General features: G+C 68.2%; 22 protein-coding genes, 1 tRNA gene and 4 pseudogenes. 13 read left to right on the forward strand and 14 right to left on the reverse strand.

The annotated features are described in order from the left end of the window. Nucleotides 1-264 precede the first annotated feature (264 nt). Nucleotides 265-774 carry an ExeA family protein gene (locus tag AQJ54_RS42550; RefSeq protein WP_211278659.1) on the reverse strand — a complete coding sequence of 170 codons (510 nt, stop codon included), beginning with the start codon at nucleotides 772-774 and terminating at the stop codon, nucleotides 265-267. Between the two features lie 248 nt (nucleotides 775-1,022). On the opposite strand from AQJ54_RS42550, the gene AQJ54_RS42555 reads away from it, so the two are divergent. Continuing rightward, on the forward strand, nucleotides 1,023-1,874 hold the full coding sequence (locus AQJ54_RS42555) for an SCO6745 family protein (protein ID WP_248845601.1): 852 nt from the start codon (nucleotides 1,023-1,025) through the stop codon (nucleotides 1,872-1,874). Between the two features lie 755 nt (nucleotides 1,875-2,629). Here AQJ54_RS42555 and AQJ54_RS42560 read toward each other — a convergent pair. Further along, complete coding sequence (locus AQJ54_RS42560; protein ID WP_062246967.1) at nucleotides 2,630-3,304, reverse strand: helix-turn-helix transcriptional regulator; 675 nt, start codon at nucleotides 3,302-3,304, stop codon at nucleotides 2,630-2,632. A 91-nt stretch (nucleotides 3,305-3,395) separates the two neighbouring features. Here AQJ54_RS42560 and AQJ54_RS42565 point away from each other — a divergent pair, with 91 nt between their 5' ends. Beyond that, the gene (locus tag AQJ54_RS42565; protein ID WP_062246968.1) at nucleotides 3,396-3,830 is read left to right on the forward strand and encodes a hypothetical protein; all 435 of its coding nucleotides are present in this window, start codon (nucleotides 3,396-3,398) and stop codon (nucleotides 3,828-3,830) included. A 241-nt stretch (nucleotides 3,831-4,071) separates the two neighbouring features. Here the strand turns inward: AQJ54_RS42565 and AQJ54_RS42570 are convergent, their stop codons facing one another. After that, entirely contained in the window at nucleotides 4,072-4,695 is a 624-nt protein-coding gene (locus AQJ54_RS42570) for a hypothetical protein (protein WP_062246970.1), read from the reverse strand. A 773-nt stretch (nucleotides 4,696-5,468) separates the two neighbouring features. Between AQJ54_RS42570 and AQJ54_RS42575 the strand changes: the two genes are divergently transcribed. From AQJ54_RS42575 to AQJ54_RS42590, 4 genes are all read left to right on the forward strand, one after another. After that, nucleotides 5,469-5,756, forward strand: coding sequence for a helix-turn-helix domain-containing protein (locus AQJ54_RS42575; RefSeq protein ID WP_062246972.1), 288 nt, complete (start codon nucleotides 5,469-5,471; stop codon nucleotides 5,754-5,756). Beyond that, nucleotides 5,753-7,336 (forward strand): helix-turn-helix domain-containing protein, encoded by a 1,584-nt coding sequence (locus tag AQJ54_RS42580; protein WP_062246974.1) that lies wholly within the window; start codon nucleotides 5,753-5,755, stop codon nucleotides 7,334-7,336. The genes AQJ54_RS42575 and AQJ54_RS42580 overlap by 4 nt, the downstream gene beginning before the upstream one ends. Continuing rightward, nucleotides 7,336-7,908 carry a hypothetical protein gene (locus AQJ54_RS42585; protein ID WP_062246975.1) on the forward strand — a complete coding sequence of 191 codons (573 nt, stop codon included), beginning with the start codon at nucleotides 7,336-7,338 and terminating at the stop codon, nucleotides 7,906-7,908. The genes AQJ54_RS42580 and AQJ54_RS42585 overlap by 1 nt, the downstream gene beginning before the upstream one ends. A gap of 62 nt (nucleotides 7,909-7,970) precedes the next feature. Then, nucleotides 7,971-8,044, forward strand: a tRNA-Met gene (locus AQJ54_RS42590). Nucleotides 8,045-8,305: 261 nt separating this feature from the next. Here AQJ54_RS42590 and AQJ54_RS47340 read toward each other — a convergent pair. Next, complete coding sequence (locus AQJ54_RS47340) at nucleotides 8,306-8,668, reverse strand: hypothetical protein (protein ID WP_246090774.1); 363 nt, start codon at nucleotides 8,666-8,668, stop codon at nucleotides 8,306-8,308. Between the two features lie 896 nt (nucleotides 8,669-9,564). Between AQJ54_RS47340 and AQJ54_RS42600 the strand changes: the two genes are divergently transcribed. Beyond that, the gene (locus AQJ54_RS42600) at nucleotides 9,565-11,454 is read left to right on the forward strand and encodes a SpoIIE family protein phosphatase (protein ID WP_079070330.1); all 1,890 of its coding nucleotides are present in this window, start codon (nucleotides 9,565-9,567) and stop codon (nucleotides 11,452-11,454) included. Between the two features lie 164 nt (nucleotides 11,455-11,618). Further along, nucleotides 11,619-12,233, forward strand: a complete 615-nt coding sequence (locus AQJ54_RS42605; protein ID WP_062246978.1) for a YwqG family protein — start codon at nucleotides 11,619-11,621, stop codon at nucleotides 12,231-12,233. Nucleotides 12,234-12,330: 97 nt separating this feature from the next. Here AQJ54_RS42605 and AQJ54_RS42610 read toward each other — a convergent pair whose 3' ends face one another. The 3 genes and pseudogenes from AQJ54_RS42610 to AQJ54_RS42620 all read right to left on the reverse strand — a co-directional run. Further along, complete coding sequence (locus AQJ54_RS42610) at nucleotides 12,331-12,813, reverse strand: hypothetical protein (RefSeq protein WP_246090772.1); 483 nt, start codon at nucleotides 12,811-12,813, stop codon at nucleotides 12,331-12,333. A gap of 194 nt (nucleotides 12,814-13,007) precedes the next feature. Then, the gene (locus AQJ54_RS42615; RefSeq protein WP_062246980.1) at nucleotides 13,008-13,577 is read right to left on the reverse strand and encodes a GNAT family N-acetyltransferase; all 570 of its coding nucleotides are present in this window, start codon (nucleotides 13,575-13,577) and stop codon (nucleotides 13,008-13,010) included. Nucleotides 13,578-13,746: 169 nt separating this feature from the next. Continuing rightward, nucleotides 13,747-14,232 (reverse strand): annotated as a pseudogene (locus AQJ54_RS42620) (transposase); the annotation flags it as partial. Between the two features lie 347 nt (nucleotides 14,233-14,579). Between AQJ54_RS42620 and AQJ54_RS42625 the strand changes: the two are divergent. Next, nucleotides 14,580-15,125: a GNAT family N-acetyltransferase gene (locus tag AQJ54_RS42625; protein WP_062247018.1), complete on the forward strand. Its 546-nt coding sequence runs from the start codon at nucleotides 14,580-14,582 to the stop codon at nucleotides 15,123-15,125. Between the two features lie 16 nt (nucleotides 15,126-15,141). Here the strand turns inward: AQJ54_RS42625 and AQJ54_RS47345 are convergent. From AQJ54_RS47345 to AQJ54_RS42630, 3 genes and pseudogenes are all read right to left on the reverse strand, one after another. Beyond that, nucleotides 15,142-15,295 (reverse strand): annotated as a pseudogene (locus AQJ54_RS47345) (IS630 family transposase); the annotation flags it as partial. 23 nt (nucleotides 15,296-15,318) lie between these two features. Continuing rightward, a pseudogene (locus AQJ54_RS47350) lies at nucleotides 15,319-15,694 on the reverse strand (leucine zipper domain-containing protein); the annotation flags it as partial. 2 nt (nucleotides 15,695-15,696) lie between these two features. Further along, entirely contained in the window at nucleotides 15,697-16,581 is an 885-nt protein-coding gene (locus AQJ54_RS42630; protein ID WP_062246982.1) for an alpha/beta fold hydrolase, read from the reverse strand. Nucleotides 16,582-16,635: 54 nt separating this feature from the next. On the opposite strand from AQJ54_RS42630, the gene AQJ54_RS47945 reads away from it, so the two are divergent. The 4 genes and pseudogenes from AQJ54_RS47945 to AQJ54_RS42650 all read left to right on the forward strand — a co-directional run. After that, on the forward strand, nucleotides 16,636-17,046 hold the full coding sequence (locus AQJ54_RS47945) for a MerR family transcriptional regulator (RefSeq protein WP_079070331.1): 411 nt from the start codon (nucleotides 16,636-16,638) through the stop codon (nucleotides 17,044-17,046). A 603-nt stretch (nucleotides 17,047-17,649) separates the two neighbouring features. After that, nucleotides 17,650-19,047, forward strand: a complete 1,398-nt coding sequence (locus tag AQJ54_RS42645; RefSeq protein WP_079070326.1) for a replication-relaxation family protein — start codon at nucleotides 17,650-17,652, stop codon at nucleotides 19,045-19,047. Between the two features lie 149 nt (nucleotides 19,048-19,196). Then, nucleotides 19,197-19,346: a hypothetical protein gene (locus AQJ54_RS47950; protein ID WP_428843826.1), complete on the forward strand. Its 150-nt coding sequence runs from the start codon at nucleotides 19,197-19,199 to the stop codon at nucleotides 19,344-19,346. Then, nucleotides 19,310-20,263 (forward strand): annotated as a pseudogene (locus AQJ54_RS42650) (NAD(P)/FAD-dependent oxidoreductase); the annotation flags it as partial. The gene AQJ54_RS47950 and the pseudogene AQJ54_RS42650, both read left to right, overlap by 37 nt. Before the next feature lie 93 nt (nucleotides 20,264-20,356). Here AQJ54_RS42650 and AQJ54_RS42655 read toward each other — a convergent pair. The 4 genes from AQJ54_RS42655 to AQJ54_RS42670 all read right to left on the reverse strand — a co-directional run bounded on the left by AQJ54_RS42655 (nucleotide 20,357) and on the right by AQJ54_RS42670 (nucleotide 24,242). Continuing rightward, on the reverse strand, nucleotides 20,357-21,214 hold the full coding sequence (locus tag AQJ54_RS42655) for an IS5 family transposase (RefSeq protein ID WP_062246989.1): 858 nt from the start codon (nucleotides 21,212-21,214) through the stop codon (nucleotides 20,357-20,359). 101 nt (nucleotides 21,215-21,315) lie between these two features. After that, entirely contained in the window at nucleotides 21,316-21,729 is a 414-nt protein-coding gene (locus tag AQJ54_RS42660) for a RacP protein (RefSeq protein ID WP_248845603.1), read from the reverse strand. A gap of 2 nt (nucleotides 21,730-21,731) precedes the next feature. Then, nucleotides 21,732-22,781: a DUF6192 family protein gene (locus AQJ54_RS42665; protein ID WP_346265494.1), complete on the reverse strand. Its 1,050-nt coding sequence runs from the start codon at nucleotides 22,779-22,781 to the stop codon at nucleotides 21,732-21,734. A gap of 522 nt (nucleotides 22,782-23,303) precedes the next feature. Further along, nucleotides 23,304-24,242 (reverse strand): hypothetical protein, encoded by a 939-nt coding sequence (locus tag AQJ54_RS42670; RefSeq protein WP_159055673.1) that lies wholly within the window; start codon nucleotides 24,240-24,242, stop codon nucleotides 23,304-23,306. Between the last annotated feature and the right edge of the window lie 24 nt (nucleotides 24,243-24,266).

Here is a 24,266-nt window from a genome sequence, read left to right on the forward strand (position 1 = left end):
CTGGACTGGACGGCACGCGTCCGGCTCTCGTGCCGGCTGGAGTACGCGGCGGAGGAAGTGAGCTCCCGGTCTGGCACTCCGCCTGCCTGGTAGTACGCCGTGCGGGCCAGAGTGTGCAGGTCAGTGATCCTGTCCACGTCGTCAGGGTTCGCAGTTCTCAAGAACGTCTGAGAAGTCGTCATGATCAGGTGACGCGCTCACCGTGATCCATGGTTCCTTTCAGAGGATCCGTTCGGGCTCTCAGTCGCCGACCACCTCACTCATTCACGCGCGGGCGGCGGGCTCGTCGGCCTGGTTCTTTCCGGTGGCGAAGGCGGAAATGAGGGCCTGGGGGGCAAGGTTGTTGACTGCTCGCGGGTAGCCGCGCGAGGTCGTGTGGATCAGTGTGAGGGCGTCCTCGGTGACCAGCTGGTCGGGACGCCCGGCGATCTTCAGGTGGTGGGCGGCGTAGCTGGTGGTCTCGGTGGAGGTCGTGCCCGGCATCGTGTGGCGCGGGGTGGTGCGCTGTTCGAGGGCGGCCAGGACGGCGAGTTTCATGGTGGGTCTGAGGGTGGGCTGGCCGGCCAGCAGGCTGGACAGCGGGGAGTCCTGGTCCATGCCCTGGTTGGTGAGAATGCGGATGGTTTCCAGCTGTTCGTAGGACTTCAGGTGCGCCTCGTCGACGACGAGGACGGGGATGCGTCCGCGTTCCTCGCGTTCGGCCAGCAGGATCTTGCCGGTCTGGACGGTCAGCCGGGAGCCCAGGTGGGAGGGGGTCTGGCTGAAGGTGTTCACACTCACTTCATGGATGCCGCGGACCCCGGTCATCGGGTGGGGATGTAGACGAACGCTGTATTTCGACGGTGTCGGTGTCGAGGATCTGCCAGGGCGAGCCGAACCTGTTCGACCAGTCGCGGCCGTTGTCGTCTGTGTCTGCTTCCTGCACGGGTTCGGCCCGTGGTCTTGGGAGTCTTCGTTCTCCGATGAGTTTTGTTGTGCCGGATGGTCTCATCCGGGCACAGCGAACGGGAACGGAGATTGTGATGGGTATGGCGCGCGCGTATCCGGCGGCTCATATCGCCCGCCGTATGTTCGAGCTGATGGAGCCGATCTGTCTGGTTACTTTCATGGCCGAGGAGTGCAATCAGGAGCTGGCCGCGCTCGGCCACCGCACCTATTGGGACGGTTATTTTGCCAGTCGTGCGGCGCCGTTGGGGCGGGTTGCGGCGCAGGTCGTGCATGCCGCCTTCTACAATTTCGCCGAGGGTGAGGTTGCCCGGCACCTGCCCAGGGCGTGGGAGAAGATCCCGCCCGGGGCGTCCGTCGCCGCGCGGGAGCGGGGCAGCGCGGCCTCTCTGCGCCGGATCCTCGGCGCCGAACTGGCCGGCTCCCCGGGCCTGGCGCGCGCTGCGGACCTGGCCACCAAGGCCGCGACGAGTGCTCCCACACAAGGCCGCGTGATGTACGCCGGGATGCGCACGCTTGCGGTGCCGGCCGATCCGGTCGCCCGGTTGTGGCACTCGGCGACCATGCTGCGTGAACACCGCGGCGACGGGCACATCGCCGCGCTCGTCGGCGCCCGCATCGGCGGCACGGAAGCCCACATTCTCTCCGCGCTGGACATGGGCATCCATCCCCCGCAGTCGTTCGGGCGCGTCCATCACCTTCCCGAGGAGCGCCTGGCCGCGGTCATGGACGGCCTGCGCGAGCGCGGACTCGTCGGCGCCGACGGCCGCTTCACCGACGCTGGCCGGGCCGTCAAGCAGCACATCGAAGCCGTCACCGACGAACTCGCCGCCCCGCCCTACGAGGCCCTGTCCTCCGGCGAACTCGGCGAACTGATCGCCGAACTCGAACCCATCACCGTCAAGCTGGTGGCCGCTGGTTCGCGGTGACGCTCGGCAGGCAACGGGGACGGCGGCCAGGAGGACGGAATTCTCAGGATCGATGACCAGCCGGACAAGCTGGGGCCCGTGGGAGACCTGGGCCGGGGGCCGGGGGCCGGGGGCCGGGGGCTGACGGGCGCGGGGACACCTACGACAAGACCGTCAACGCAGCGTACGGGGAGCTGCATGAGCGCAGTCTGCCTGCCGGGTCGGCGGCCGGGTAAGGGGGGCACAGACGCCGTCGGCAGGCCTGTGTGACCAGTCGGCTGCCGGGGCCCGTCACAAGGGGGCCCGGTCGGCGAGCTGGCCGATCATGCCCTCGGGTGCTCCTGCGGCGGACTGGCCCACAAAATCTGCATGGCCGCGGGCCGTCGCAGTTGCCCGCTCGGGTTCGTCATCACGCCCGGCCGGGCGGGGGACGCGCCCGCGTTCCTTCCGGTCGTGGTCCGGTTGCGGGTTCTTCGGTATGAGCGGCCGTCCCGGGAACACGCCCCGGGATGGTTCTGGTCGGCAGGGCCTGTTCGTCCCGCGCGATCCGCTCTCATGTGCGTTGGCGCGGAATCCGGTGGTGATCTTCCAGCCGGGGCCGGTCGGACCGTCAACCGAAACTGCCTCGGCCGTCACGCGGCCGCCCGTCGGCGTTGGATCGCGGGGCCTGCATGCGGCGGGTCACCGTCGAGCGGTGCAACGAGGTGAAGCTGTGGCGCGCTGTGGCCGCCCGGTACGGGCGAGACGGCAACGGTGTGTTGGGCGGTGAGGGGTGGTCAGGTGGGGGGTTCGAGTCGGACGCAGCAGTGGCCGGGGGTGGGGGAGAGGCGGGCTTGGTAGTCCCGTTCGCCCAGTCCGTGGAGGATGCCGCGCAGCAGGTGGAGGTTCATGGTGCACACGGTTGGGGTGTGGTCGCGGGCCAGGGCGTGGAAGGGGCAGTTGTGCAGGGCGATGGCGCCTGCCTGTTCGCGGCGTGGCTCGTATCCGTACTGCTCCAGCAGGCCGGCAAGGTCCGCGCCTTGCGGCTCTCCCAGCTGCGTGCCGAGTTCTTCGGCTGTGCGGTGCAGTGCCTGCTGCACGGGTGTCCCGGTGGCAGTGGATTCCTCGATCGCCTGGGCCAGGAGCCGTCCGGCGAGTTCGTAGCGCCGGTCGGGCAGGCTGACTGCAATCTGCTTGGCCGAGCGCTGGTAGAGCTTGGCGGGCCTGCCGGCTCCGGGTCCTGTCCGTCCGGTGCGTCTTTCGTAGACCACGTCGAGCAGGGACTGGTCGGCGAGCCGGTCGAGGTGGAAGGCGGCGGTCTGGCGGGCCAGGCCCAGTGCGGTGGCCGCTTCGTCGCGGCTGACAGGAGCGGGCTGGCGCACCACGTGGTCGTACAGCCGTCTGCGGGTGGGCTCGTCCAGTGCGGCGATGGCTGAGACGTCCGGGTCGCGTGCTTCCTTCGGGTCGCTCACGCACCCCAGTGTAAAACCCGCAGCTGTTGACGAAAGAAGAAGACAGGGCTTCTATAGATAACAAGAGTCATCTATAGAAGGGGAGGTTGCCATGTGCTCCGCCACCACCAGCCCCCACGCCGCTGCCCCGCGGCGTGCGCTGCTCGCTGATCCCGGTTACCAGGCGTTCGTGATCCTGCGCACCGCCTTCACCGTGGCGCCGGTCCTGTTCGGCCTGGACAAGTTCGCCAGCCTGCTCGTGGACTGGCCGGCCTACCTCGCGCCGTGGATCAACGGCATCGTTCCCGGCACCGCCCAGCAGGCCATGTACGCCGTGGGCGTGATCGAGATCGTGGCCGGTATCGCCGTGGCCGTCGCGCCCCGCTTCGGGGCCTGGCTGGTGGCCGCATGGCTGGCCGGCATCATCGTCAACCTGCTGACCATCCCCGGCTACTACGACATCGCCCTGCGCGACGTCGGTCTCCTGCTCGCCGCCGTCGCACTGGCACGCCTCGCCGCGCGCTATCACGGCAGGCGGCTGGACTGACCGAGAGTCGGTGAAGCTCAAAGCGGCCGGAAGGCCGCAGTCGTTGCGTCTGCCCTCGAGGAAGGCGTCGGCAGCCGGCGGTGCTGGGGTGGGTCTCGTGAGGGCAGCCGCGGTACGTGCACGGGTCCGGCCCAGCCCGGAACGACGACGGCGCTCCCCGTCCCCGGGAGGGTGCCGTCGTCATCCCCGGCCGGCGCCCTCCCGTTGATCGAGGTGCGCCGTTGGTGGTGCACGAACAGGCTCAGTACAGCTTGTTCACCGCCGTGACGGTGGTGGTCTTGAAGTCGGCCACGGGGGCGTGTTGGAAGGTGCCCATCTGGCTCCACCGGATGATGGTCACGGTGGCGCCGTCGCGGCCGACCGAGAAGAGAGCGATGTCGGAGGAGCCGTGGGCGGAGGCGGTGTGGATGCCGTAGACGTCGGCGCCCTCCTCGACGTTGAGGCGGCCGTAGTACTTCTGCGTCGCTGTGATGTCCGCATCCTGCTGCATGAGCTTCTTCGCGCAGCCGGCCAGGTCCTTGCGCAGCAGCGCCGCGAAGTCCTTCGACCACTGTTCGCTGCGCCCTTCGACGGTGAGCTGCTGGGCGCTGGTGTCGTACTCGGTCCAGTACTCGCGGTGCGAGGTGATGGAGGGCAGCGCATCGCCCACGCACATCGGCAGCGGGTCGGGCTGGCCGGCTGTGACGGCTCCGGCGTACCAGGGCGAGGACGGGTGGGGCGGCAGTTCGGCCGGCTCCAGGTACCGGGGTGTGTCGGAGGCGGTCGCGGCGGTGGCCGGGACTGCGGCTGCGGCGACACCGGCCACGGCCGCCAGCGCGGCCAGTGCGGCCAGGGTGGTACGGATGCCTCGGGTGCGGATCTGCATGGTTTCCCCCAGTGGTTTCCCCGTTGAATGCGCGGGCTGTGGCCCTTGCCCCCCGTACGACCTGCCACCGCCCGTGACGGTTGCCTCATACGTCCGCTACGGATCTGTCCCGATTGTCACCGTCCTGCCACCGGGTTGGAGGCCGGTGATCTCTCACTCCCGCCCGTAGCCGGCTCACGTCCGGCGGTTGCGGTGCCTGCTGCTGTTCGCGGATCTGTGCTGCTGCGGCACGGGCACCACCTCCCGGGTGGGAGGCGGCCTGGGGTTTGCCGGTGGGGGAGAGCGGTGGGCGGGCGGGAGTGGCGCTGCCGGCGGGCGCGCAGGCGGTAGGGACGTCGTCGGTGCGGGCGATGGCCGGGGCGGGCGGTCAGGCGAGGGCGACGGACGGTGCGGTGGGTGTGTCCGGCGGCCCGGGCCGGGCAGTGTGTGCCTCGCCAGAGCGCGTTGATGGCTGCGGTTGGTGGCTGGGTATGGCGGCAGTGGTGCGCCGGGCTTTCTCGCGCAGCTGCCTGTGAGTGCTGCCGTCCGCCAGGCCGGTGCGCGCCCGGAAGGGATGCATCACACCGCGCTGCCGCCGCTCCTGGAAGGCGTTGGCCGTCGCGTCCGCGTCGGCTCCCTCCGCTCCGGGCTTGGGCGGTTCGGCCGCGGCGGCGCGCTGTTACACCCGGTGAGAGCCCACCCCCCCGCCTGGCATCCAAAAGCTTTTCCGCATCATCCATAGCAATGGACTGATTCATGTGCGTGACCTGCATGTTTTTGGGTAGGGTGGTGGTGTGGGATTGGGTTTGGAGGAGTCGTTGCGGCTGGCGGTGGCCGCGTTGATGCAGGCGACGGGTGATTCGCAGCGGTCGGTGGCGGCAGTTCTGGGGCTGACGCAGACGCAGGTCTCGCGCCGGCAGTCGGGTGTCGTCTCGTGGAGTCTGCGGGATGTGGAGGTTCTGGCTGGGCACTACGGCATTGGTGCGCTGGACCTGCTGGCGGGGCCGACCAGAGCGTGCGAGTTGCTGCCCGCCGACAGGCGCCGTTCTGCCCGGGCCGAGGCGAAGGGGACCAGTCGGTGAGCGACTTCGACGCGATCGACTCGCTCCTCGACGCTGTGGGCCCGCAGGCTGAACTCCCGGCCTGTGATGTGCGGCGCGAGCTGCGGGAGCGGGCCCGGCTGTCCAAGGCGCAGGTAGCACGTGCGCTCGGCGTGAGCCCGTCCACCCTCAGTGGATGGGAGAGCGGCCGGGACCCTGCCGGCGAGGCCCGGGCCAAGTACGCATATCTGCTGGATGGACTGAACGCCAAGCTCGCCACCGATACGGAGAACAGGCCGGAGCCGGCCGAGCAGCCCATGGCGTCAGGCGCTGCGGCGGAGGACGTCACCTCCACGTCTTCGCCGGGCTCCGGCCGGGGCGAGGACGAGGTGGAGCTGCTGGCGGTGCCCGAGCCGTGTGTGCTGTGCGGCCGTCCGGCCGGACAGCGCGTGGCGGGGTTTGCTCAGCACCTGACCCCGGCCGACTGCCGGCCCACCGCGACCGAGGCTCCGGCTGCCGAACAGCCCGCCCCGCAGGCCCCGCAGGCTCCGCACGCCGTGCAGGCCCCGCACGCCCCTCAGGCGCCTCTTGGCACGGCCCGTCCGGCGGGTGCGGCGGCGCGTTCCAGGGGCCCGGCCCGGCGCGCGTTCCAGGAGCCGTCCGGCCCGGTCGACCTGATCCGCGAGGCCGTGCAGGGCGCGCTTGGCGAGCACCAGGGCGACGTCGACGCAGCCACGGCGGCGCTGGTGAAGCGGGCGATCCCGGACGCGATGCGGCTGCTGGACGTAACCCGTAAGGGTGCCCGGTACGACGTGATCGCCCACCCCTGGATCCCCGACATCCTCAAGAAGCAGACCGCGCGCGGCGCCGACCAGATCTGGGAAGCCCGCCCCAAGTGGACCCGTCACGAACTCCCGCCCGGCCGGCATCAGGTGACCGCGCTCGACATCAACGGCGCCTACCTCTCCGCCCTTAAGACGCACCTCCCCCTGGGCCGGCTCGAGCACTCCACCGGCCTTGCCCACGACCGCCGCCGCTCCGGAGTCCACCTGATCACCCCGCCCGAGTGGGAGCACGAGGCGGTGCTGCCCAACCCGATCGGCCAGCGGGACGAGCCCGGTCCCCTGTGGGTCACCGAGCCGACGCTCCGCCTCTTGCTGCGCCTGTCCGGCCCCAAGCACCAGCTGTGCGACCCTCCTCAGATCCACGAGTCGTACACCTCCGGGGCCACGGAGAACCTGCTGGAGAAGTTCCGCATCGCCCTGAAGGACGCCCGCGACACGGCGATCGAGCAGGGCGACACGGTGACGCTGGAGTACGTGAAGGCGATGTACTCGAAGTTCGTCTCCACGATGGGGGAGTCGAACTACAACCGGGAGCTCTACCGGCCGGACTGGATGCACCTCATCCGCAGCCAGGCCTTCGCCAATCTGTGGCTCAAGGCGCTCAAGGCCCATGACGAGGGCCTGGCCGTCGTCCGGGCGATGGGCACCGACGAACTCCATGTCATCGGTGACTGGCGCCGTGTCTTCGCCGAAGGCCGAGCTGTTACCGAGGTCAAGGTCAAGGACACGTACACCGCCGGAAGCGACGTCGCTGAGCACGCAGACGAGGGGGAGTAGTGCCAGGGAAGAACATCGACTTCGGACGGTTCGGCGCCCGGGGCATCAAGGGCAGCGACGCCGTCGCTCGCAAACTCGACGAACTCGCGGGCGGCATCGCCACTCCCGTGACCGCCAAGCGCGGCTGGATGGCGCGCCTGCACTACCTGACGAAGTCGACCCCGACCCTGAAGGCCGCGCAGGACGCCGGACTCACCGTGACCCACCGGACGCTGAAGGCCTGGCTGGAGGGCAAACGCCGCCCCTCCAAGACCAGCCTGGAACGCATCGAGCAGGCATACCGGACGGTGCGCCGCCGCTATGTCGCCCGCCACCTCCTCAGGCGCCTCAACCGCGACGGACGCGGCACCCGGGTGGAGATCCACCCGCTCAACCAGTCCCAGGTGCCGCAGCAGCTGCAGCGCGTGGTGGAGTACCGGACGATGAACGTGCGCCGCTGGGACCGCATCGTCGGCTCCTGGGCGGCCGGCGACCACCAGAGCCTCGACGCAGCGTGGCAGGACACGATCGTCGACCTCGGCTCGCAGTGGGGCCAGTACGAGTACGTCACCAACGTCGGCTTCGCCGCATAGAGCCCTGCGCCGAAACGTGGTCTTCGGCGCCTGCTGGGATGGCGTACGGTGGGGGGCACCGACGCGGGGTGGAGCAGCTCGGTAGCTCGCTGGGCTCATAACCCAGAGGTCGCAGGTTCAAATCCTGTCCCCGCTACTGCTGAAGAGGGCCCGGATCCACAGGATCCGGGCCCTCTCGCGCTCCCTGGGACCCGCCACGCTGAAGCGGGGTGATCTTTCGCTTGCCGGTTATCGCGTGGGTGCGTCAGTCACCAGCATGGCCGAACGCAGGGGACCGGGCGTTCGCGAGGGCGTGGAGTGCGGGGGAGCGGCGTGCGGTGTACCGGGGCGTGGTGGTGGCGCGGGGAGTCGGTCGAGTCACCCCGACCAAGAGGAGCTGGCAGGCTCTGTTGACGGGCTACCGGCCAAGGAAGGCAAGGATGGCAAGGCACAAGGTCAGGGCGGCAGCAAAGGCGACGCCGCTGCGCGAAAGGGCCGCGGGAATGGCGGCTCCCTCCCAGCGGGCGAGACCGAAGGCGATCACTGCGGCAACCGCGGCGAACAAGACGGCGACCGCCAGGACGAGGAGCAGGAACGCCGTGGAGCCGTGGTTCACGAGTGCACCGCCTTGATGGGTTTCACGGAGGGGAATTGCGATGATCCTGAGTAAAACCTGCTGGTGAGCCGGTTGAATGTTCTCCCGTGACAACAGGGGGTTGTCCGATGAACAACTGAGCCGGAGGGTGCGTGAGCGGCAAGGGGAAAAGACCAGGCCGGCCATGGGCACCACCGAGAGGTTCGTGTGCTGAGGTCAACCAGTTGGTTGAGCAGGTGCGGTCCTGGCTGGACGATGCCGAGATATCGGTCAGGCAGCTCCATCAGCGTCTTACCCCGGATCACTTCACGGCCGGAGCGGTGCCGGAACTGCGCAGACTGCGAGATCTGTTGTCTGGGGAAGCGCTGACGTGGGACCTGGTCGAAGCGGTGGCGGACATCTGCTTTCCCGATGAACCGGTCGACCGCTCCGAACAGCGCCTGCAGCTGGCGCGGGGGTTATGGGAAAGGGCCCGTACCAGTCCGACGCCGATCGCGCAGGGCCTGCAGGAGCTGGCCCTCGCTCGTGATCTGCTGGCGGCCAAGGACCGCACCATTGAGGTGTATCAGGAGCTCCAGGTTGTCCGGGGGGCCTACGAGGCCAGCGAACGCAGCCGAGCGCAGGCGCTTCAGATTGCCACGCTCCTGTTCGCCATGCTGGGCCAGGCTCAGGCCAAGACGGTGGAGCTCAAACGCAGGGTTGACGCCCTACAGGTGCTGCCGCCGAAGGACTCAGAGACGCACACAGCGCTGGAGTTGCGCCTGTCCCGCGCGCAGCGCCAGCAGATCGACCTGCGCCAGCAGCTGGCACGTGCCGAGCAGGAGAGGGACACCGCCCAGCAGGTGGCCGACCATGCCGCGCGCCGCATGCATGTCTTGGAGGCAGAACTCGCGGAGTTGCGGGAGTGGGCGGGATACGACGATCGCGACCTCGTGCAGGAGACGGCCGTGCAGGTTGCTCAGCCCGGTGTGCAAGCGGTCTCCGACGATGACGCGGCTCTCGACGACGTCGATCTTGCCTTGCAGAAGGCGCGTGCGGTGCTTGATGAGGAGCACGACGCCGTTCAACAAGCCGCTCACGACATGGGATATCGCGCATCCCCGTCCTTGGGTCCTGCCGGTGTCACCCTCACAGCGGTGCCGGCCCAGGCCCCGCACATGGCTCCCGAACAGCCCCTGTCTCAGGCACATCCAGTGTCTTCAGCGTTGTCCCGGACAACCCGGGACAACCAGATGACCAGCCATGACACCGCTTTCGCAGTCGACTCATCGCGCCTTTCAGCTGATCGTTTGCGCTACATAGGTGCTGCGACTCGGCGTATTGCCCGGGGCATCGACCTGGACGAGATCGTGATGGGGCTGTGCCGGGCGACTGTGCCGACGTTCTCGGACGCGATCCTCGTCTATCTGCGCGACCCGCTGCCGGTGGGCGACGAGCGGCCCACGGGTCCCCTCGTGCTGCGGCTGCGGCGCAGCGACCGGATCCCGCAGCAGGAGCGGGACCTGGAGGACGGCATCCTGCCGGTGCCGGAGAATCTGACCGAGCTGGACGGGCTCGGCACCGAGCTGTGCGAGGTCCAGCCGGGCAGTGCGCTCGCCGAGGTGCTGCGCGGGGTGCGTCCGGTCTTCACCGACGCGCCCGAAGCCTGGGCGGCCCTGACCGAGCTGCTTGAAAAGGGCTTTGAGCATGGTGTCGTACCCGGAAAGCGCACGATCCTCGCGCCGCTGCGTGGCCGCCGCCGGGTCATCGGTGCCGCGATGTTCCTGCGCCGCCCGGACCGCATCCCCTTCGACCCGGACGACCTCCTGGTCGCCGCCCAGCTCGCCACGCACAGCGCGCTGGGCATCGACAAGACAGTCCTGGACGGGCGTCAGGCTCTCATCGCCGGCGAGCTCCAGCGCAGAATGCTTCCGGAGACGCTTCCCCGCTGCACCGGTGTGCGCTTGGCATCGCGCTATGTGCCTGCCGCGGAGACGGCCCGGGTGGGCGGTGACTGGTACGACGCGATCCCGCTGCCGGGCAGCCGGGTCGCACTGGTCGTGGGTGACGTCATGGGCCACGACATGGCGTCAGCAGCCCTCATGGGCCAACTCCGCACCACCGCGCAAACCCTCGCGGGTTTGGACCTGCCCCCGCAGGAGGTGCTGCACGCCCTCGATGAGCAAGCCCAGCGCCTGGGCACTGACTACATAGCGACCTGCCTCTACGCCGTCTACGACCCGGTCTCGCACCGCATCACCATCGCCAACGCCGGCCATCCTCCGCCCGTGCTGCTGCACCCGGGCGGCCGCGCCGAGATGCTCCGGGTGCCGCCCGGCGCGCCGATCGGTGTCGGTGGCGTCGACTTCGAGGCCGTGGAGCTGGACGCGCCGGCCGGGGCCACCCTGCTGCTGTACACCGACGGGCTCGTCGAGTCGAGACTTCGGGACGCGTGGACCGGGATGGAGCAGCTGCGGGAGCAACTTGCCGTCATCGCGCAGCTGACCGGGCCGGGCCATCCGCCGCCGCTGGAGGCGCTGTGTGACGAGGTGCTGGACATGCTCGGTCCCGGCGACCGGGACGACGACATCGCGCTGCTCGCGGCCCGCTTCGACGGGATCGCGCCGAGCGATGTGGCTTACTGGTTCCTGGAGCCGGAGGACGCGGCACCGAGACGGGCCCGCCACCTTGCGCGGCGTGCCCTGTCCCGCTGGGGCATGGAGAATCTCACGGACTCCGTCGAGCTGCTGGTCAGTGAGCTCGTCACCAATGCCGCGCGGTACGCCACCAAGCCGATCACCATGCGTCTGCTGCGCACGGACGTGCTGCGCTGTGAAGTCGGCGACGACGTACCGCAGCTGCCCCGCCTGCGCCAGGCTCGGGCCGTGGAGGAGGCTGGGCGGGGCCTGTACGTAGTCAACCGCTTGGCCCGGCGGTGGGGCGCGACGCGGTTGAGCACTGGCAAGGTGGTCTGGTTCGAGCTCAACCGATGAGGGTGGGCTTTGCGCGGGTGCAGGAGACCAGCCTGCTGTCTGGCGGGCGCATCCAGGCTCAGTGCCGCATGGCACGATCCTCCTCACTGGCCTGCTGCCACGTAACTAGCCCGAGAGGACAGTGGACCGCAGGTGCTGTCAGAGGCTCCCCCTACAGTCCCCGTATGAGCATCACCTTGCTGATCCACGAGGGCTCCACGGCGCCGTATGCCCCGGTCACCCGCATGGGCGGCCTTCCGCTGGCGCCCGCGGGCACCGCCTGGCCGGTGTGCGCGACCTGCTCCGGTCACCTCCAGTTCATCGCGCAGCTCGTACTGGAGGAGGCGCGGGGCACGGTGGCCGTCTTCATGTGCGCCAACGATCCGGGCCTGTGCGAGGAGTGGAGCACCACCGCCGGCGGCAACCGCGCGTTCCTCTTCCCGGCCGGTGGCCTCATACCTCTGCCTCGCCCGAACGGCGAGGCCGTGCTGGAGCTGGGCGCGGTGCGGGGTGTGGAGCGCGTGGAAATGCCGGGGCAGGACTACTGGGACGCTGCGCCGGCCTGGGCGGCGAGGGCCGGCCGGTCCACGGGCGAGGTGCTCGGACAGCTTGGCGGGAACCCCTACTGGCTCCAAAACGACGAGACACCCGACTGCCCTGGCTGCGAGCAGCCGATGGCCTTCACCGCCCAACTGGAGGAGGGCCCCGAATCCCGGACCGCGCCCAACTTCGGCTCCGGTTCGGCGTATGTGTTCACCTGCGAGCCGTGCCGCCGGGCGGCGTTCGGCTGGCAGTGCTGAGCCAAGAGGGAAAGGGGCGTTGAGTCGGTGTTGCCTGCGCCTCGGCTTCCCCGTACGTGGGCGAGGCGAGCAATAGCCCAGGGGAAGGGGCATTGTCTTACATGGTTGACCTCTGAAGGACTTCCTGCCACTGGTCCATCACATCGCGCGACTCGTCCAGGGCGGGATCGCGGCTTCCGCCAGGTGCGTAGGCAGGGGACCGGTCTGCGCGGAGCGGCACATGGGCGCAGTACCAGGCTCGCTTGGCGCCTCCTTGCTCCGTGTTGGTGCCGGTCCGTAGATAGTGGAGCAGTGCGGTCATGACTCGCCGACGCCCGAAGGCGTAGACCGCGGGTTCGACGAACCAGCGGCAGAAGCTGGGGTCCGGGTCGTAGACGGCTGCGTTCAGCAGCGGAGCGAAGAGCTCCTCGGGCAAATGAACGCGTTCGAGCAGCGGCTTGCGCACCGCATGGGCCAAGTGCCGTGCGCGGCGGGCTTCCGGCACGTCGGCCGCATCCCCGAGACCCATCAGCCGCGCCACCTCGGTGGCACAGGACAGAAAGGAGCGCGCGGCGGGCTTGGTGTGCTCTTCGTCGGCCATGGCGGCATTCTGGACCGGCGCGGGCCGAGAAGGCACGCGCTTGCTCGCCTGTTTGTGCTCTGAACGATTCTCGATCGGCTGGCTTCGTCCACTTCAAACGACAGCGTTTGTCCATAGCTTTGGACGTCAGGCAGTGATCACAACGCCGCTGGATGTTCGCGAGATTTGACGGCAGTCCGGTGGCGTCTTGATCGTCAGAGGGGCTGGGTGAACCGGCGGCAGACATGGATGCGTGTGAACTCGTCCCTCAACTGCTGTTCTTCGTCGAGGCTGGCATGCAGGAAGGCGGCCATCGGTTTGAGGCCCGGCCGCCGGCTTCCTATGGCTCGGTCCGGTTCGCCGGGCTCGGTGTAGTAGTTCGCGTAGACGTGCAGGTAGTGGCTGCTCTCGGAGAATCCCATGGCTCGATACCAGCGCAGAGTGTCAGGGAGATCTCGGGTCCAGGCATCGAGCGTGGTCAGGCCCAGGGCGCGTGCCCGAGCCTGGGCTTCTGCGAGGAGTGCCCGTCCGTGTCCTTGGTGCTGATGGTCGGGATGGACGGCAACCGTGTCGATGGTGGCCAGGTCGTCATCGACGGTCACGTCCATGACGCCAAGCACGGCCCCGGAGTCGTCGGTGGCGACCAACTCGAAGCCCAGGCCAGGGATCTCTGGCTTCGTCTGGCGAACGTCGTCGAAGTAGGGGGTGTTGAGGAAGGAGAGCACTCGGCAGCGAAGCCATGACGCTTCGTCTGCGGCGGTGTAGTCACGGATGGTGCGGGTCACGTTCGTGGTCCTCGTTCGTCGTGGTGTTCAACGGCGCGTGGTCACGAATCGGCGAGATCATGGACGTCAGCGTGTCGGTGCACTCGCGTGGTAGCAAGCGAATTTCGGGCTTGTGACTGCGCTTGTCCGGCGGGACTGTCAAATGAGTGGTGTAACTGGGTAGTTGAGATTACTGACGGGCCGCCGACAGGCGGCCGTCGAAGGTGATGTCGAAGGCGTTCAGGGCGGTCTTCCAGCGCATGGTCCATCGGGCTTGGCCCTTGCCCGTGGGATCGAGCGACATGATCGCCATGTAGACGCACTTCAGGGCGGCTTGCTCGTTGGGGAAGTGCCCGCGAGCTTTGACCGCCCGGCGGATCCGCGCGTTGACCGACTCGATCGCGTTGGTGGTGCAGACGATGCGGCGGATCTCGGTGTCGAACCGCAGGAACGGGGTGAATTCCTCCCAGGCGTTCTCCCACAGTTTCACGATCGCCGGATACTTCCTGCCCCGGGCGTCGACGAACTCCGCAAACCGCTCCAGTGCGGCTTCTTCGGTCGGAGCCGTGTAGACGGGCTTGAGGAGACGCGCGATCTTGTCCCAGTCCTGACGGGCGGCATAGCGGAAGGAGTTCCGCAGCAGATGCACGACGCAGGTCTGCACGATCGTCCTGGGCCGGGCGAACCGGGGCTGCAAGGGTCAAAGCGGGCCCCTTCTCCAGCGTGGTCGGCCCGACCACGAGTCCGACCATGACCTCTTGTCCAGGTCTGCTACCGCGCCGACCACGGCCACGTTTCTCCTAATCCAGGGTGTAGGCGGCTCCGACCGGTCCCCGCAAGGGGCCGACTGGGCAGCTTGCGACGGACGGCGGAACGCCCTGGCCCTCTCTGGTCCTTGAGACCTGCTTTGGCGCCGCTGTCTACCGGTGAGTTCCGTGGATATCGAGTTTTTCCGATGTCGTACTGTGGCACGATGCCGCGGTGATCACCTCAGCCATACCGCCCGTCGTTCCTGCAGGCCACATGGCCAAGCTGGAACAACCCGTGCTCGCCCTCTCCAGCGGTCTGGAGCTGCGCCCCTGGCGCGCCAGCGACGCCGACTCCTTGGTAACTGCTGGGCAGGATCCGGCAATTCGCCAGTGGAACCTACTGGTCGTGGCCTCGGCTGCGGAAGCAGGCAAGCGTATCGAGCGCATGCACGAGCGCTGGCAGAACGAGCAGAGCGCGATATGGGCCATCGCCCACCCCGACGGCGGCCAGGCTGTGGGCTTGATCGGCTTGGGTGACATCGACCTCGCTGGTGGCAGCGCCGAAATCCTGTACTGGGTCCTGCCCGCAGGACGCGGCCGCGGCGTCATGGTCGAGGCCACGAAGCGCCTCAGCCAGTGGGCGTTTGACGACCTTGGCCTGCACCGGCTCCGGCTGTGCCACTCGATGGCCAACCCGGCATCGTGCCGAGTAGCGACCAAGGCCGGCTTCTCCGTCGAAGGCACGATGCGCAGCGCGCTGCTGCATGAAGACGGGTGGCACGACCAGCATTTGCACGCCCTGGTCCAAGGCGACATCTGACTATTCCGGGTAGCCGGGCCACGGCCTGAAGCGGGCGTCCGCCCCAGCGGATGCCTTTCTCACCTCGGATGCGGGCGCGTTCCTTGCGTTCGGCAGCCAAAACGTCGCGGTGGCGTAGCGTTGCGCCAGTGCAGGTAGGCGTGTAGAGCCCGGGTCTGCGCTATGTGGTTGGACAGACTCAGCCACCGCCGTGGGGTTTGCGGTTGGAGTCACCGTCGGGGCCGATGAATCTTCGCCGGTTCAACCCGAGCTGCCCCAGTACCCAAGTGACAGTACGGCGGCTGATCGTGACGGGTTCGAACGCGATCCGCGCCGCGGACCATTCGCGCTCCCGCCGCATCGAGTCAATCTGCTCCACGACCTCGGGCGGCGTCGCGGTCGGTTGGTGGTGTGGGGTCGACGAACGGTCGAAGAGGCCGATGTCGCGGCTTGCGCCGCCGGTTCACCCACTTCGACGCGCCCGCCCGCGAGAAACCCATCTCGGCTGCGACGTGCTCGATCGGACGGGTCTTGCACCGTTCGATCAGACAGCGACGGCCCTCGATGGACCGCGGTGCATTGGCATGAATTCTTACCTGTCCATGCCCCTGTCGCGGCACGTTACGGATTGGGCGAGCCAGTCGCTGAGAGCGCGAGACACACGCGACGGCGTCTCGACAGGGGCAAGGTGCCCAACATCGCCCAGCACGGTCACGCGTGGACTCCCGGGCAGCCGGTCTTGCAGTTCAACCGCCTGGTCGACAGGAATCCAGGGGTCCTGCTCACCCCAGCCGATCGCCACCGGGCAGCCCACTTCCTGCAGGCGTTCCGCGACCGGCCTGGTGTGTTCAGGCCGGAGCGCAGCGATCTGACGGTAGAAGGCCGGCTGACCCGACGCCCCCAACCACGGCTGACTCAAGGTATCTACCCAACCGGTTGTCAACTGGTGGCGTGCCGCACCGGCGATGTACTCCTTGACCAAGGCCGTGTGGAGCGGGGCCGGGAGTTCCGCGAACACGTCGGCATGGTCGGCGACCAGTCGGAAGAACGGCGATCCCCACGGATCGAGTGTCACCACGTCCCAGAGGAACAGACCCGCGTACTCACTGTCGTGAAGCAGGTGAGACCCGAGTGCCACGGCTCCTCCGATGTCGTGTGCGACGACATATGGCCTGTCCAGGCGCCAGTACGTCAGCAGCTGAGCGAATCGTGACATCTGAGAGGCAAGATCGATCGGTACGGCCGGATCCTTCGGTGATTCGCCGTAGCCGGGCATGTCCCACATGAACACCCGATATCTGCTGCTCAGGTGCCGTGCCGCCTCCGCCCATACCTGTGACGACCACGGCGTGCCATGGCAGAACACCACATCTCCCAGTGCAGCCCCCCGCTCGGGGACCAGTGCGTATGTTGCGACGCTCGCCCCGTCGATGGTGATGTGAACAGGATCCGGCAGCCGCGATTCCGTCGTATTCATGCGATGAAGCTAGAACCTCAGGTCGACCTGAGGTCAAGCAGGGACAATGGCCCCATGAAGATCGGAGAAGTCGCTCACCGCCTTGGAGTGGCGGTGCATGTGCTGAGGCACTGGGACGATGTAGGTGTCGTCGTGCCCGACCGCACACCGTCAGGCCGGCGCGACTACAGCGAGGAGCACCTTCACCGCTTGCAGGTTCTGCGGGCATGCCAGGGCGTCGGCATGAGCCTGCCGGAGATCCGGCAGGTTCTGCATCGAGGTGAACCCAAGAGAACGGGCGCGATCGAGCGGCAACTCCACCGGATCCGGACGCAGCGAGCACGACTCGAGGATGCCGAACGATTCCTCGTGCATGTGCTCAACTGCGAGCACGACCTACTCACAAGGTGCGACGCGTGCACGAGATATGCCGCAAGCGTCCCCCTGCAGGAGGACGAGCACGTGACGCCGTCAACAACGTCCTGACCCGCAACAACTAGGGCTGCAAGGGTCAAAGCGGGCCCCTGTCCAACGTGGTCGGCCCGACCACGAGTCCGACCATGCCCCCCTTGCCCAGCTCTGCTACCGCCCCGGCCACGGCCACGTTTCTCCTTGACCAGGGCTTCTACCTGCCACGGTCAGACCGCGGACAAGGGGGCCCCTGCACGCTGCTCCCTCGATCACCGCCCACCAGGGCGGCCTAAAGCGAAGGAGCCACGCGATGACCACGCACCGAACCCCGGCAGGCGCCCGGCGCGCCCGCCCCGACCACGGGCCCGACCAGCACCGGGCAAGCCGCCGCGGGCTCCTGCCGTTGGCGCTTGCGATCCAACCGCCGTACCCACTTCCGTGCCCGGCACGAGCGCGGAGCGCATTTCCCCTGGCCACCACGGCTTTTCGATGCCCCAGCGCGTCGTCACAACCCTCTTCTCTCCTCCTCTCACTGACCAGGCCCTGGGAAATAGGTGGGGGTGGGGTGTCAGTGGTTGAGGCGATCATCGGGTTCAGGGCGCGCCTGGTGCCCTCTGCGGCCGGGCGGGGCCTGCGCCCGGCCGGTGGCCGGACGCGGACGACGGGAGGGCGGGGCTGATGGCGAAGCGCAAGGAGAACAAGGCGGGATCGTCGACTGGGCACCGCGCCGATGCGCTGCGCGCGCTCGGGGTGCTCAAGGCTGCGACGGCGGACCAGATCCAGCGCCTGTCCTCACCGCACCTGACGTACCGGCACACCACCAAGGAGACGGCGGCCAAGCGGAAGGAGGCGCGCACCGCCTCCCACCGTGGCGCGCTCAACGATCTGCGACGGCACGGCCTGTCCGTCGACGGCGGCCGCACCCGAGGCGGGGAGGAGGTGCGCATGCTCACCAAGGATGGGCTGGCCGCCGCCGGCCTCGAGTTGGACCGGGGGCCAGAGGAGATGGGCGGCCTGCCCAAGAGCGCGGGCCGCTCGGGTGCCTCGCACGCGATGACGGTCAACGAGACGGTCATCGCGATGATCCGCCCGCAGCCCGACCTGGATCTGGTGGCCGGTGAGCCGGCCGAAGCAGTCGCGGCCGCCCAGGCCTGGGTCGACGCCCCCGACGGGATCGGCAGCATCACCTCCTATGCCACCGAGGTCGCCCTCCCGGCGACCGGCACCTGGAGGAATCCCGGCGTCGGGTGTGCGTGGGCCGACATCGTCCTCACCGCCCCGGAGGTGGGGCTGCCGCTGTTGTTCATCGAGGCCGACAACTGCACCGAGGAAGCGCCGATCATCGCGGCGAAGTTCGACAAGTACATGCGCCACTTCCACCGGACGGTGAAGGACACCGACGGCCTGGACAAGCCGATGTGGCGCACCCGCTGGTCCGCCCCCGAACCTAAGTGGGGCGACGCGACGCACCCGCCGGTCCTGCTCGTCTTCCACCAGGTCGGCAAACGGCCCGCGCTGCAGCAGATGAAGAACGTCGCCGACCTCACCCGCGAGCACTGGCAGGGCCAGAGGGCCGAAGGCGGCTTCCACATCTACCACCAGAAGATGCCGATCGTGGCGACCACGCTGGAGCTGCTGCGCGAGCACGGCCCGGCCGGGCCCGCATTCTGGCGCTTCGGCCGCGAAGACCGACAGAACCTGTGGGAGGCGATCGGCAACCCACGTCGGGACGCAGCCCTCGCCCGCCGCGCCGAAGAGGGGCGGCGCCGTCTCGCGCAGCAAGCAGCCGAACGCGCGGCGCAGCGACCCGCGTGCGCGGACTGCGGGGCCAAGTTCACCGACGATCGGTGGAAGGCCAGCGTCGCGGTCGACTGGGGCGGCGGGGACAGCCACCCGCACCTGTGCGACGACTGTAAGTGCCTGTTTCACATTTCGTGCGCCTTGTGGGGGTATAGCCGAGGTGAGCCCAGATGGGGAGATGGGGTGATCCCGAAATCGGGTCTGCGGTCGGTCTCGGTGAGCGGAGATCTGGCCGAAGTCCGGCGTTCGGGTGTAGCTGTCTGCGCTGCTGGCTAGCGTGATTGTCGTCTGCCTGCCGTATGACGAGAGGACTGCTGGTGCCCGGGCTGGAAACGGGAGTTCGTCTGTGATCTGGGAAGGGGCCGTTCGTGAGGAGCGGATCCGTGAAGCGGCCTGAACGTGTTGCTGTCATCGGAGTGGGCGTCATGGGGGCGAGTGTGGGCTGGAACCTGTCCCGGCACGGCGCCGAGGTTGTCTTCATCGACGAGGCCAGCCGGGCGAAGGCGTCACCAGCTGGTCTTTCTCGTGGGTCAACGCGAGCAACAAGACCGCGCGCAAGTCCTACTTCGACTTGAACGTCGCGGGCATGGCAGCTCACCGTGAGCTTGCCGGGACCATCGGGCCGGACTCGTGGTGGTTTCCCAGCGGCCACTTGCGCTGGGCAGATGATCCCGCAGCGGAGGCGAAGTTCCTGGAGACAGCCGAACTGCTGGCCGGCTGGGACTACCGGGTCGAAAGGTACACGGGGGCCGAGGTCCGCAGCCGCTTCGAACCGGCTCTCACGGTGCCCGACGATGTACCGGTCCTGTTCTACCCCGACGAAGCCTGGGTGCACGGAAGCCATCTTGTCGGCCGCCTGGTCGGCCAGGCCGTCGCATCCGGTGCCGAGCTCCGGTCCGGCAACGCGGTATGCGACATCGGCACCGATGCCGGTGGAAGCATCCGGACAGTTGTTCTGTCCGATGGGAGCCGTCTCGACGTCGACATCGTCGTGAACGCGGCGGGCCCCAGCGCATCCCACGTCGCAGGGCTCGTCGCACGGCGCTTGCCGATGCGCCGGGAACCGGGCGTCGTCGCCCGGATCGAGTGTGCTCAGTTCCCCGTTCACCGGGCCATGCACGCGCCTCACATCGAGATCCGTCCTGCCGGAGACACCTCGGTCGTCCTCCATAGCCGCGAGATCGACGCACTCATCGACACAGGCGAGGATCCAGGCCGACTCGCAGGGCTGCTTCACGAATCGGCGCGCCACGTCGTCCCCGAGCTCGGAAACTCCCGCATCGCAGAGACACGAGTCGTCGACCGGCCCATCCCTGCCGACGGCTGGCCCTCGGTGGGAGCGGTGCCGTCGGTGCCGGGCTACTACGAGGCCGTTTCCCACAGTGGGATCACGCTTGGGCCGGTGATCGGCCGACTGCTGGCTTCGGAGATCCTCAGTGGGAAGAGAGACGAGTTGCTCGCGGACTTCCGCCCTGCGCGGTTCCCCTCGTGACCGCCCGGGCGGCGTCACCACGGTCGCAGCCAGGCGGATGCTCCCCGGGCGATCCTGGGCACGTCGGTGTGACGGCGATGAGATGGACGGTGGTCAGGCAGCCGCCGCCATCACGGTCGCGGCGGTCGATGCCCGTGTGGGCTGGCGTGTCGGCTTTCGGGTGAGCCGTCGGGTCATCAGGGTGATGGCCGCCCAGGTGATGAGTGTCTCGCTGACCTGCGGCAACCTCTCATGATCCCGGCAGTGGCGACGGGCCCGCATGATCCACGAAAGCGACCTCTCGACCACCCAGCGGCGCGGCAGGACGACGAAGCCCTTGGCCTCCGGCGGGCGCCGGACCGTTTTGATTTTGATGTCGAGACGTTCCTTCGCCCAGTCGACCAGCCCGCCCGCGTAGGCGGAGTCCGCCCAGACGATCGCGATCTCGGGATGCATCAGGTGGAGCCGGAAGAAGGCCTCCTTGGCCGCGTTCCGGTCGGTGACATCGGCCGGGGTGACCATGACGAGCAGGACCAGGCCACGGGTGTCGACGACGATGTGGCGCTTGCGGCCATTGATTTTCTTCCCGGCGTCGTAACCGCGGCTGTCCCTGCTGACGGTCTCGGACGCCTTCACGCTCTGGGAATCCACGATCACCGCGGCGGCCTGCGGGGTCTTGCCGCTGCTGAGCCGTACTCGTCTGCGAAGTTGGTCACGGACGAGGTTGATGACGCCGGCGGCACCCCAGCGGCGGGCGAATCCGTAGATCGTCCGCCAAGGCGGGAAGTCGGAGGGCATCGCCCTCCACTTGATCCCGTTATCCACGAGGTAACGGATGCCGTCGATGATCTCGCGGCGGGGGTGTTTCTCCGGCCGCCCGCGGCCGATCTCGCAGGCCGCTGGGGGTAACAGGGCCTCGATCAGGGCCCACTCGGCGCCCGTCATGTCGGACGGGTAGCGACGTCGGCGCATAGGAAGGGGAGGGAGTGCTGGCCGTCTGGCGCGAGGAGGGAGCCGGCCAGCACCCCCGATCCTTTCCTTCCGTTGAAGAGTCGGCGCCCCGGATATGAGAGTCAGCTGGTCTGCGAAGCCGCCATCTCCAGGCTGGCCTCCACCGCTCTGATCTGCGTGTTCAGATAGTTCGCCCACCGGCTCCCGGGGTAAAGCGCGAGGTGCGGCGCCAGCGTGCCGGTGATCATCCGACGGAACTGGGTGAGCTTCTCGCTGATCCAGACCCTCTCCCACACTTCGAGCTCCTCCTCGCTCGCCGCGAAGTGGTAGCCGGTCTCACGGGTCCAGATCAGCGGGGGCCACTCACGCTCACCGCACAGGTCCCGCAGGGCCGCCAGACCGCTGCGGGTCTGGTACTTGCTCAGCTCGCAGGCACCCATCAGCCGTTTGAGGGGCAGCCCCGCAGGAGCGGCTTCCATCAGCGCGATGTGGATGAACTCGGCATGACGCTCCGCTGCCGGGGAGCGCTTGCGCACGGTCACTCACCCCGCAGGATGCGGGCGAGTTCCTCGTCCATGTCGACCCGGCCGGTGGAGACCGCGGTCTCCATCCAGTCGAGCGTCGCGCGGGTGCGGGCGATGTTCGACAGCAGCACCTCGCGCTCGTCCCCCGACCACTCCCGGTCGCGCATCTTCGGCACCGCCCTGGACGCCTCGCGTACGAACCGGTGGAACGCGCCGAGCAGGTCGACGAACTCCTCGGTCCGCTCGATCCTCCTCACCGACGGGCCGACCGGCGAGGTGCGGCGGAATGCCTCGGCCTGCTGGCGGGAACGGTCAGCCTGGGCCCGGTTGACCATGTGCCGTGCTCGGTCGTCGGCCGCGACCCGCGCGGCGACCTCGGGACGGCGCAGCACGTCGGAGGCCATCCTCGCTGCCGCAGCGTCGTCCTTGACCAGGGACTGCATGGCCTCCGCGCGGTGCTCGGGCCGCTGAGCGTCGTTGACCGCCTGCCTGACGGCGGTGTCCTCCATCAGCCGGGCGGCGACCTGCGGACGGCGCAGCACGTCCCGCGTCACCTCCACCGCGACCTCCTCGTCCGCGGCCAGGTCGTGGACGCGCTCCACCTTCTCCTGGACCGTCCCCGGCCGGTCAGGCCGGCGGCCGACGTGCTTCTTGGCCAGGTTCGTCGTCCATCTACGCGTCCCGGTCACGTCGTCGACCGGCGGGTCGTCGATCGCCTTGAACCGCTCGGCATCGTCCTGAACCGACGCCAGGATCGAGTGGACCTTGTGCGAGACGCCTTCGCGGCGCCGCCCGGCGGGCCAACGGTGCGAGGTGAAGCGGTAGTTGAGAACCGTACTCAGCGACAACCCGATGTCGTCGGCGTAGATCTGCAACGACGCGTAGACGCCGAACAGCTCGTCGCTGTGCGAGGTCGAACCGCCTTGCGGCCTCATCGGCTCGATCTCCACTGCGTGATCGCCGATCGTGAACATCGCCCGCCCCATCTGGGCGACCAGCTGCCGGTCCCCGGAGACGATCTCCTCGTAGCGTTGCCGCGTGACCTGGCCGACGTTCTCGGACACGGTGGCCACCACCCCTTCACGGGGCCGGGTGCGGCACTCCGGGCCGCAAGGAACCCACAGCCCCCTTGCTCCGTTGGAGCGTCCTCCCGCCGCGAGATCGTCAACAAGGCTCTGGCTTCAACTTCGGACGAACCAATAGGAGTTGGACAGGTGAGCGTTCAGAACAGCGTCACCTTGACGCTGTTCTGAACGCTCACCTGTCGCTGCCGCCAGGCTCTCGTCCGGCACTTCGGTGAGCAGTAGACCGTCCCCGCCGGGTGCTCCACCCCCGGAGTCCACTGTGCCCCGCACGATGGACACTCGGCCGTATCCAGGTTGTCCCGCAGGGCCGTCACTCTCGCCCGCACCCGGCGGGCCTGATGCCACTGCCTGGAACGACACACCTCCGAACAGAATCGGGCCCGTGGACTGGCATCAGGTCCGAGCCGCTCGCCACAGGCCGGGCAGTACCGGACGAGTGCCCGGCTGTCACGATTGGCCACATGACCAGGCTAGGCCCGCCCGAATATCACTTCAGAGACTTCAGAAACGGGCACTGAGCATGTCGGCAGCTGTGTCGTCGCACAGTTCATGGCCACCGATGCGGTAGACCTCATAGCCCTGGAGCGTGAGCTCGCGGTCCTCCGCCACCATCGAGGCGTAGCGCGCAGGATCAGCAAGACAGCCCGCACCGGGCTGCTGCGCCGCATCGCGGTCGGCAGGGCGGGCATAGTGCTGGACGCCGTCGATCTCGATGACCGCGCGGGCCTGATGGTTCATCAGCAGCAGGAAGTCCATCCTCTGCCGGGCAAGGCGGCTGGCCCCGCCCAACTCGCTCTTGGTGTAGGGGTCGTAGTGGAGGTAGACCTGGGGAATGAGTGCCGGGAAGTCGAAGCCGAGATTGAGGTAGGTGTCGAACACCAGCAGTTCAGCACCGTTGCTGTTCAGCGAGCGCCGCAACCGCTCCCTCAGAGAGATCCGCGCCTGTGTCGGGTCACCAGAGTGCTCGGGATGCTGACGGACCCACCAGGTGACCAAGTCCTGCCAGCTCAGCCCGCGGTCCTCCAGCGGCTGGTCGTACACCAGGCAGTACTGCTCGTTCTTGACGATGCGGATGGTGTTGCTGATGGAGTCCGGCAGCACGATCTGCGGTTTGGGGCCGTCGGCCGCGAAGATGAGGTTCTTCAAATCCCCCGCGACGCCGTGCAGCCCCATCTGGGCCAGCAACTGCCGCAGGCCGTCGTCGCCGTATTCATCGACCACCCGACGGGCTATCGCCATCAGATCGGGGAGCGGCTTGTCCTCCAGCCGGGCGTGAACATAGGACCTCTTGCTGTTGTACGGATCTTCGTCTGGCTGCTGCGGGGCGAGCCCCAGGTACTCGCACACGGCCGCAAGCCGTTGAGCCTTTACGTGAGCCCACAGAGCCTCTGCGATGGCATCCTGCAGCTTGAACACTGGCACTCCGGACGGCAGGTTCATCCCGACATCATGGAGGTCCAGCAC

Origin of the sequence: Streptomyces griseorubiginosus, from assembly GCF_001514195.1 — a bacterium.
GTDB classification, from domain to species: domain Bacteria; phylum Actinomycetota; class Actinomycetes; order Streptomycetales; family Streptomycetaceae; genus Streptomyces; species Streptomyces griseorubiginosus.

Coding starts and splice junctions, on each gene's coding strand:
- AQJ54_RS42555 (WP_248845601.1), top strand. CDS start 1,023: ATGGGTATGGCGCGCGCGTATCCGGCGGCTCATATCGCCCGCCGTATG.
- AQJ54_RS42565 (WP_062246968.1), top strand. CDS start 3,396: ATGTGCTCCGCCACCACCAGCCCCCACGCCGCTGCCCCGCGGCGTGCG.
- AQJ54_RS42570 (WP_062246970.1), bottom strand. CDS start 4,695: ATGCAGATCCGCACCCGAGGCATCCGTACCACCCTGGCCGCACTGGCC.
- AQJ54_RS47340 (WP_246090774.1), bottom strand. CDS start 8,668: ATGGCCGGCCTGGTCTTTTCCCCTTGCCGCTCACGCACCCTCCGGCTC.
- AQJ54_RS42600 (WP_079070330.1), top strand. CDS start 9,565: ATGGGATATCGCGCATCCCCGTCCTTGGGTCCTGCCGGTGTCACCCTC.
- AQJ54_RS42605 (WP_062246978.1), top strand. CDS start 11,619: ATGAGCATCACCTTGCTGATCCACGAGGGCTCCACGGCGCCGTATGCC.
- AQJ54_RS42610 (WP_246090772.1), bottom strand. CDS start 12,813: ATGGCCGACGAAGAGCACACCAAGCCCGCCGCGCGCTCCTTTCTGTCC.
- AQJ54_RS42625 (WP_062247018.1), top strand. CDS start 14,580: ATGGCCAAGCTGGAACAACCCGTGCTCGCCCTCTCCAGCGGTCTGGAG.
- AQJ54_RS42630 (WP_062246982.1), bottom strand. CDS start 16,581: ATGAATACGACGGAATCGCGGCTGCCGGATCCTGTTCACATCACCATC.
- AQJ54_RS47945 (WP_079070331.1), top strand. CDS start 16,636: ATGAAGATCGGAGAAGTCGCTCACCGCCTTGGAGTGGCGGTGCATGTG.
- AQJ54_RS42645 (WP_079070326.1), top strand. CDS start 17,650: ATGGCGAAGCGCAAGGAGAACAAGGCGGGATCGTCGACTGGGCACCGC.
- AQJ54_RS47950 (WP_428843826.1), top strand. CDS start 19,197: ATGGGGGCGAGTGTGGGCTGGAACCTGTCCCGGCACGGCGCCGAGGTT.
- AQJ54_RS42655 (WP_062246989.1), bottom strand. CDS start 21,214: ATGCGCCGACGTCGCTACCCGTCCGACATGACGGGCGCCGAGTGGGCC.
- AQJ54_RS42670 (WP_159055673.1), bottom strand. CDS start 24,242: ATGAACCTGCCGTCCGGAGTGCCAGTGTTCAAGCTGCAGGATGCCATC.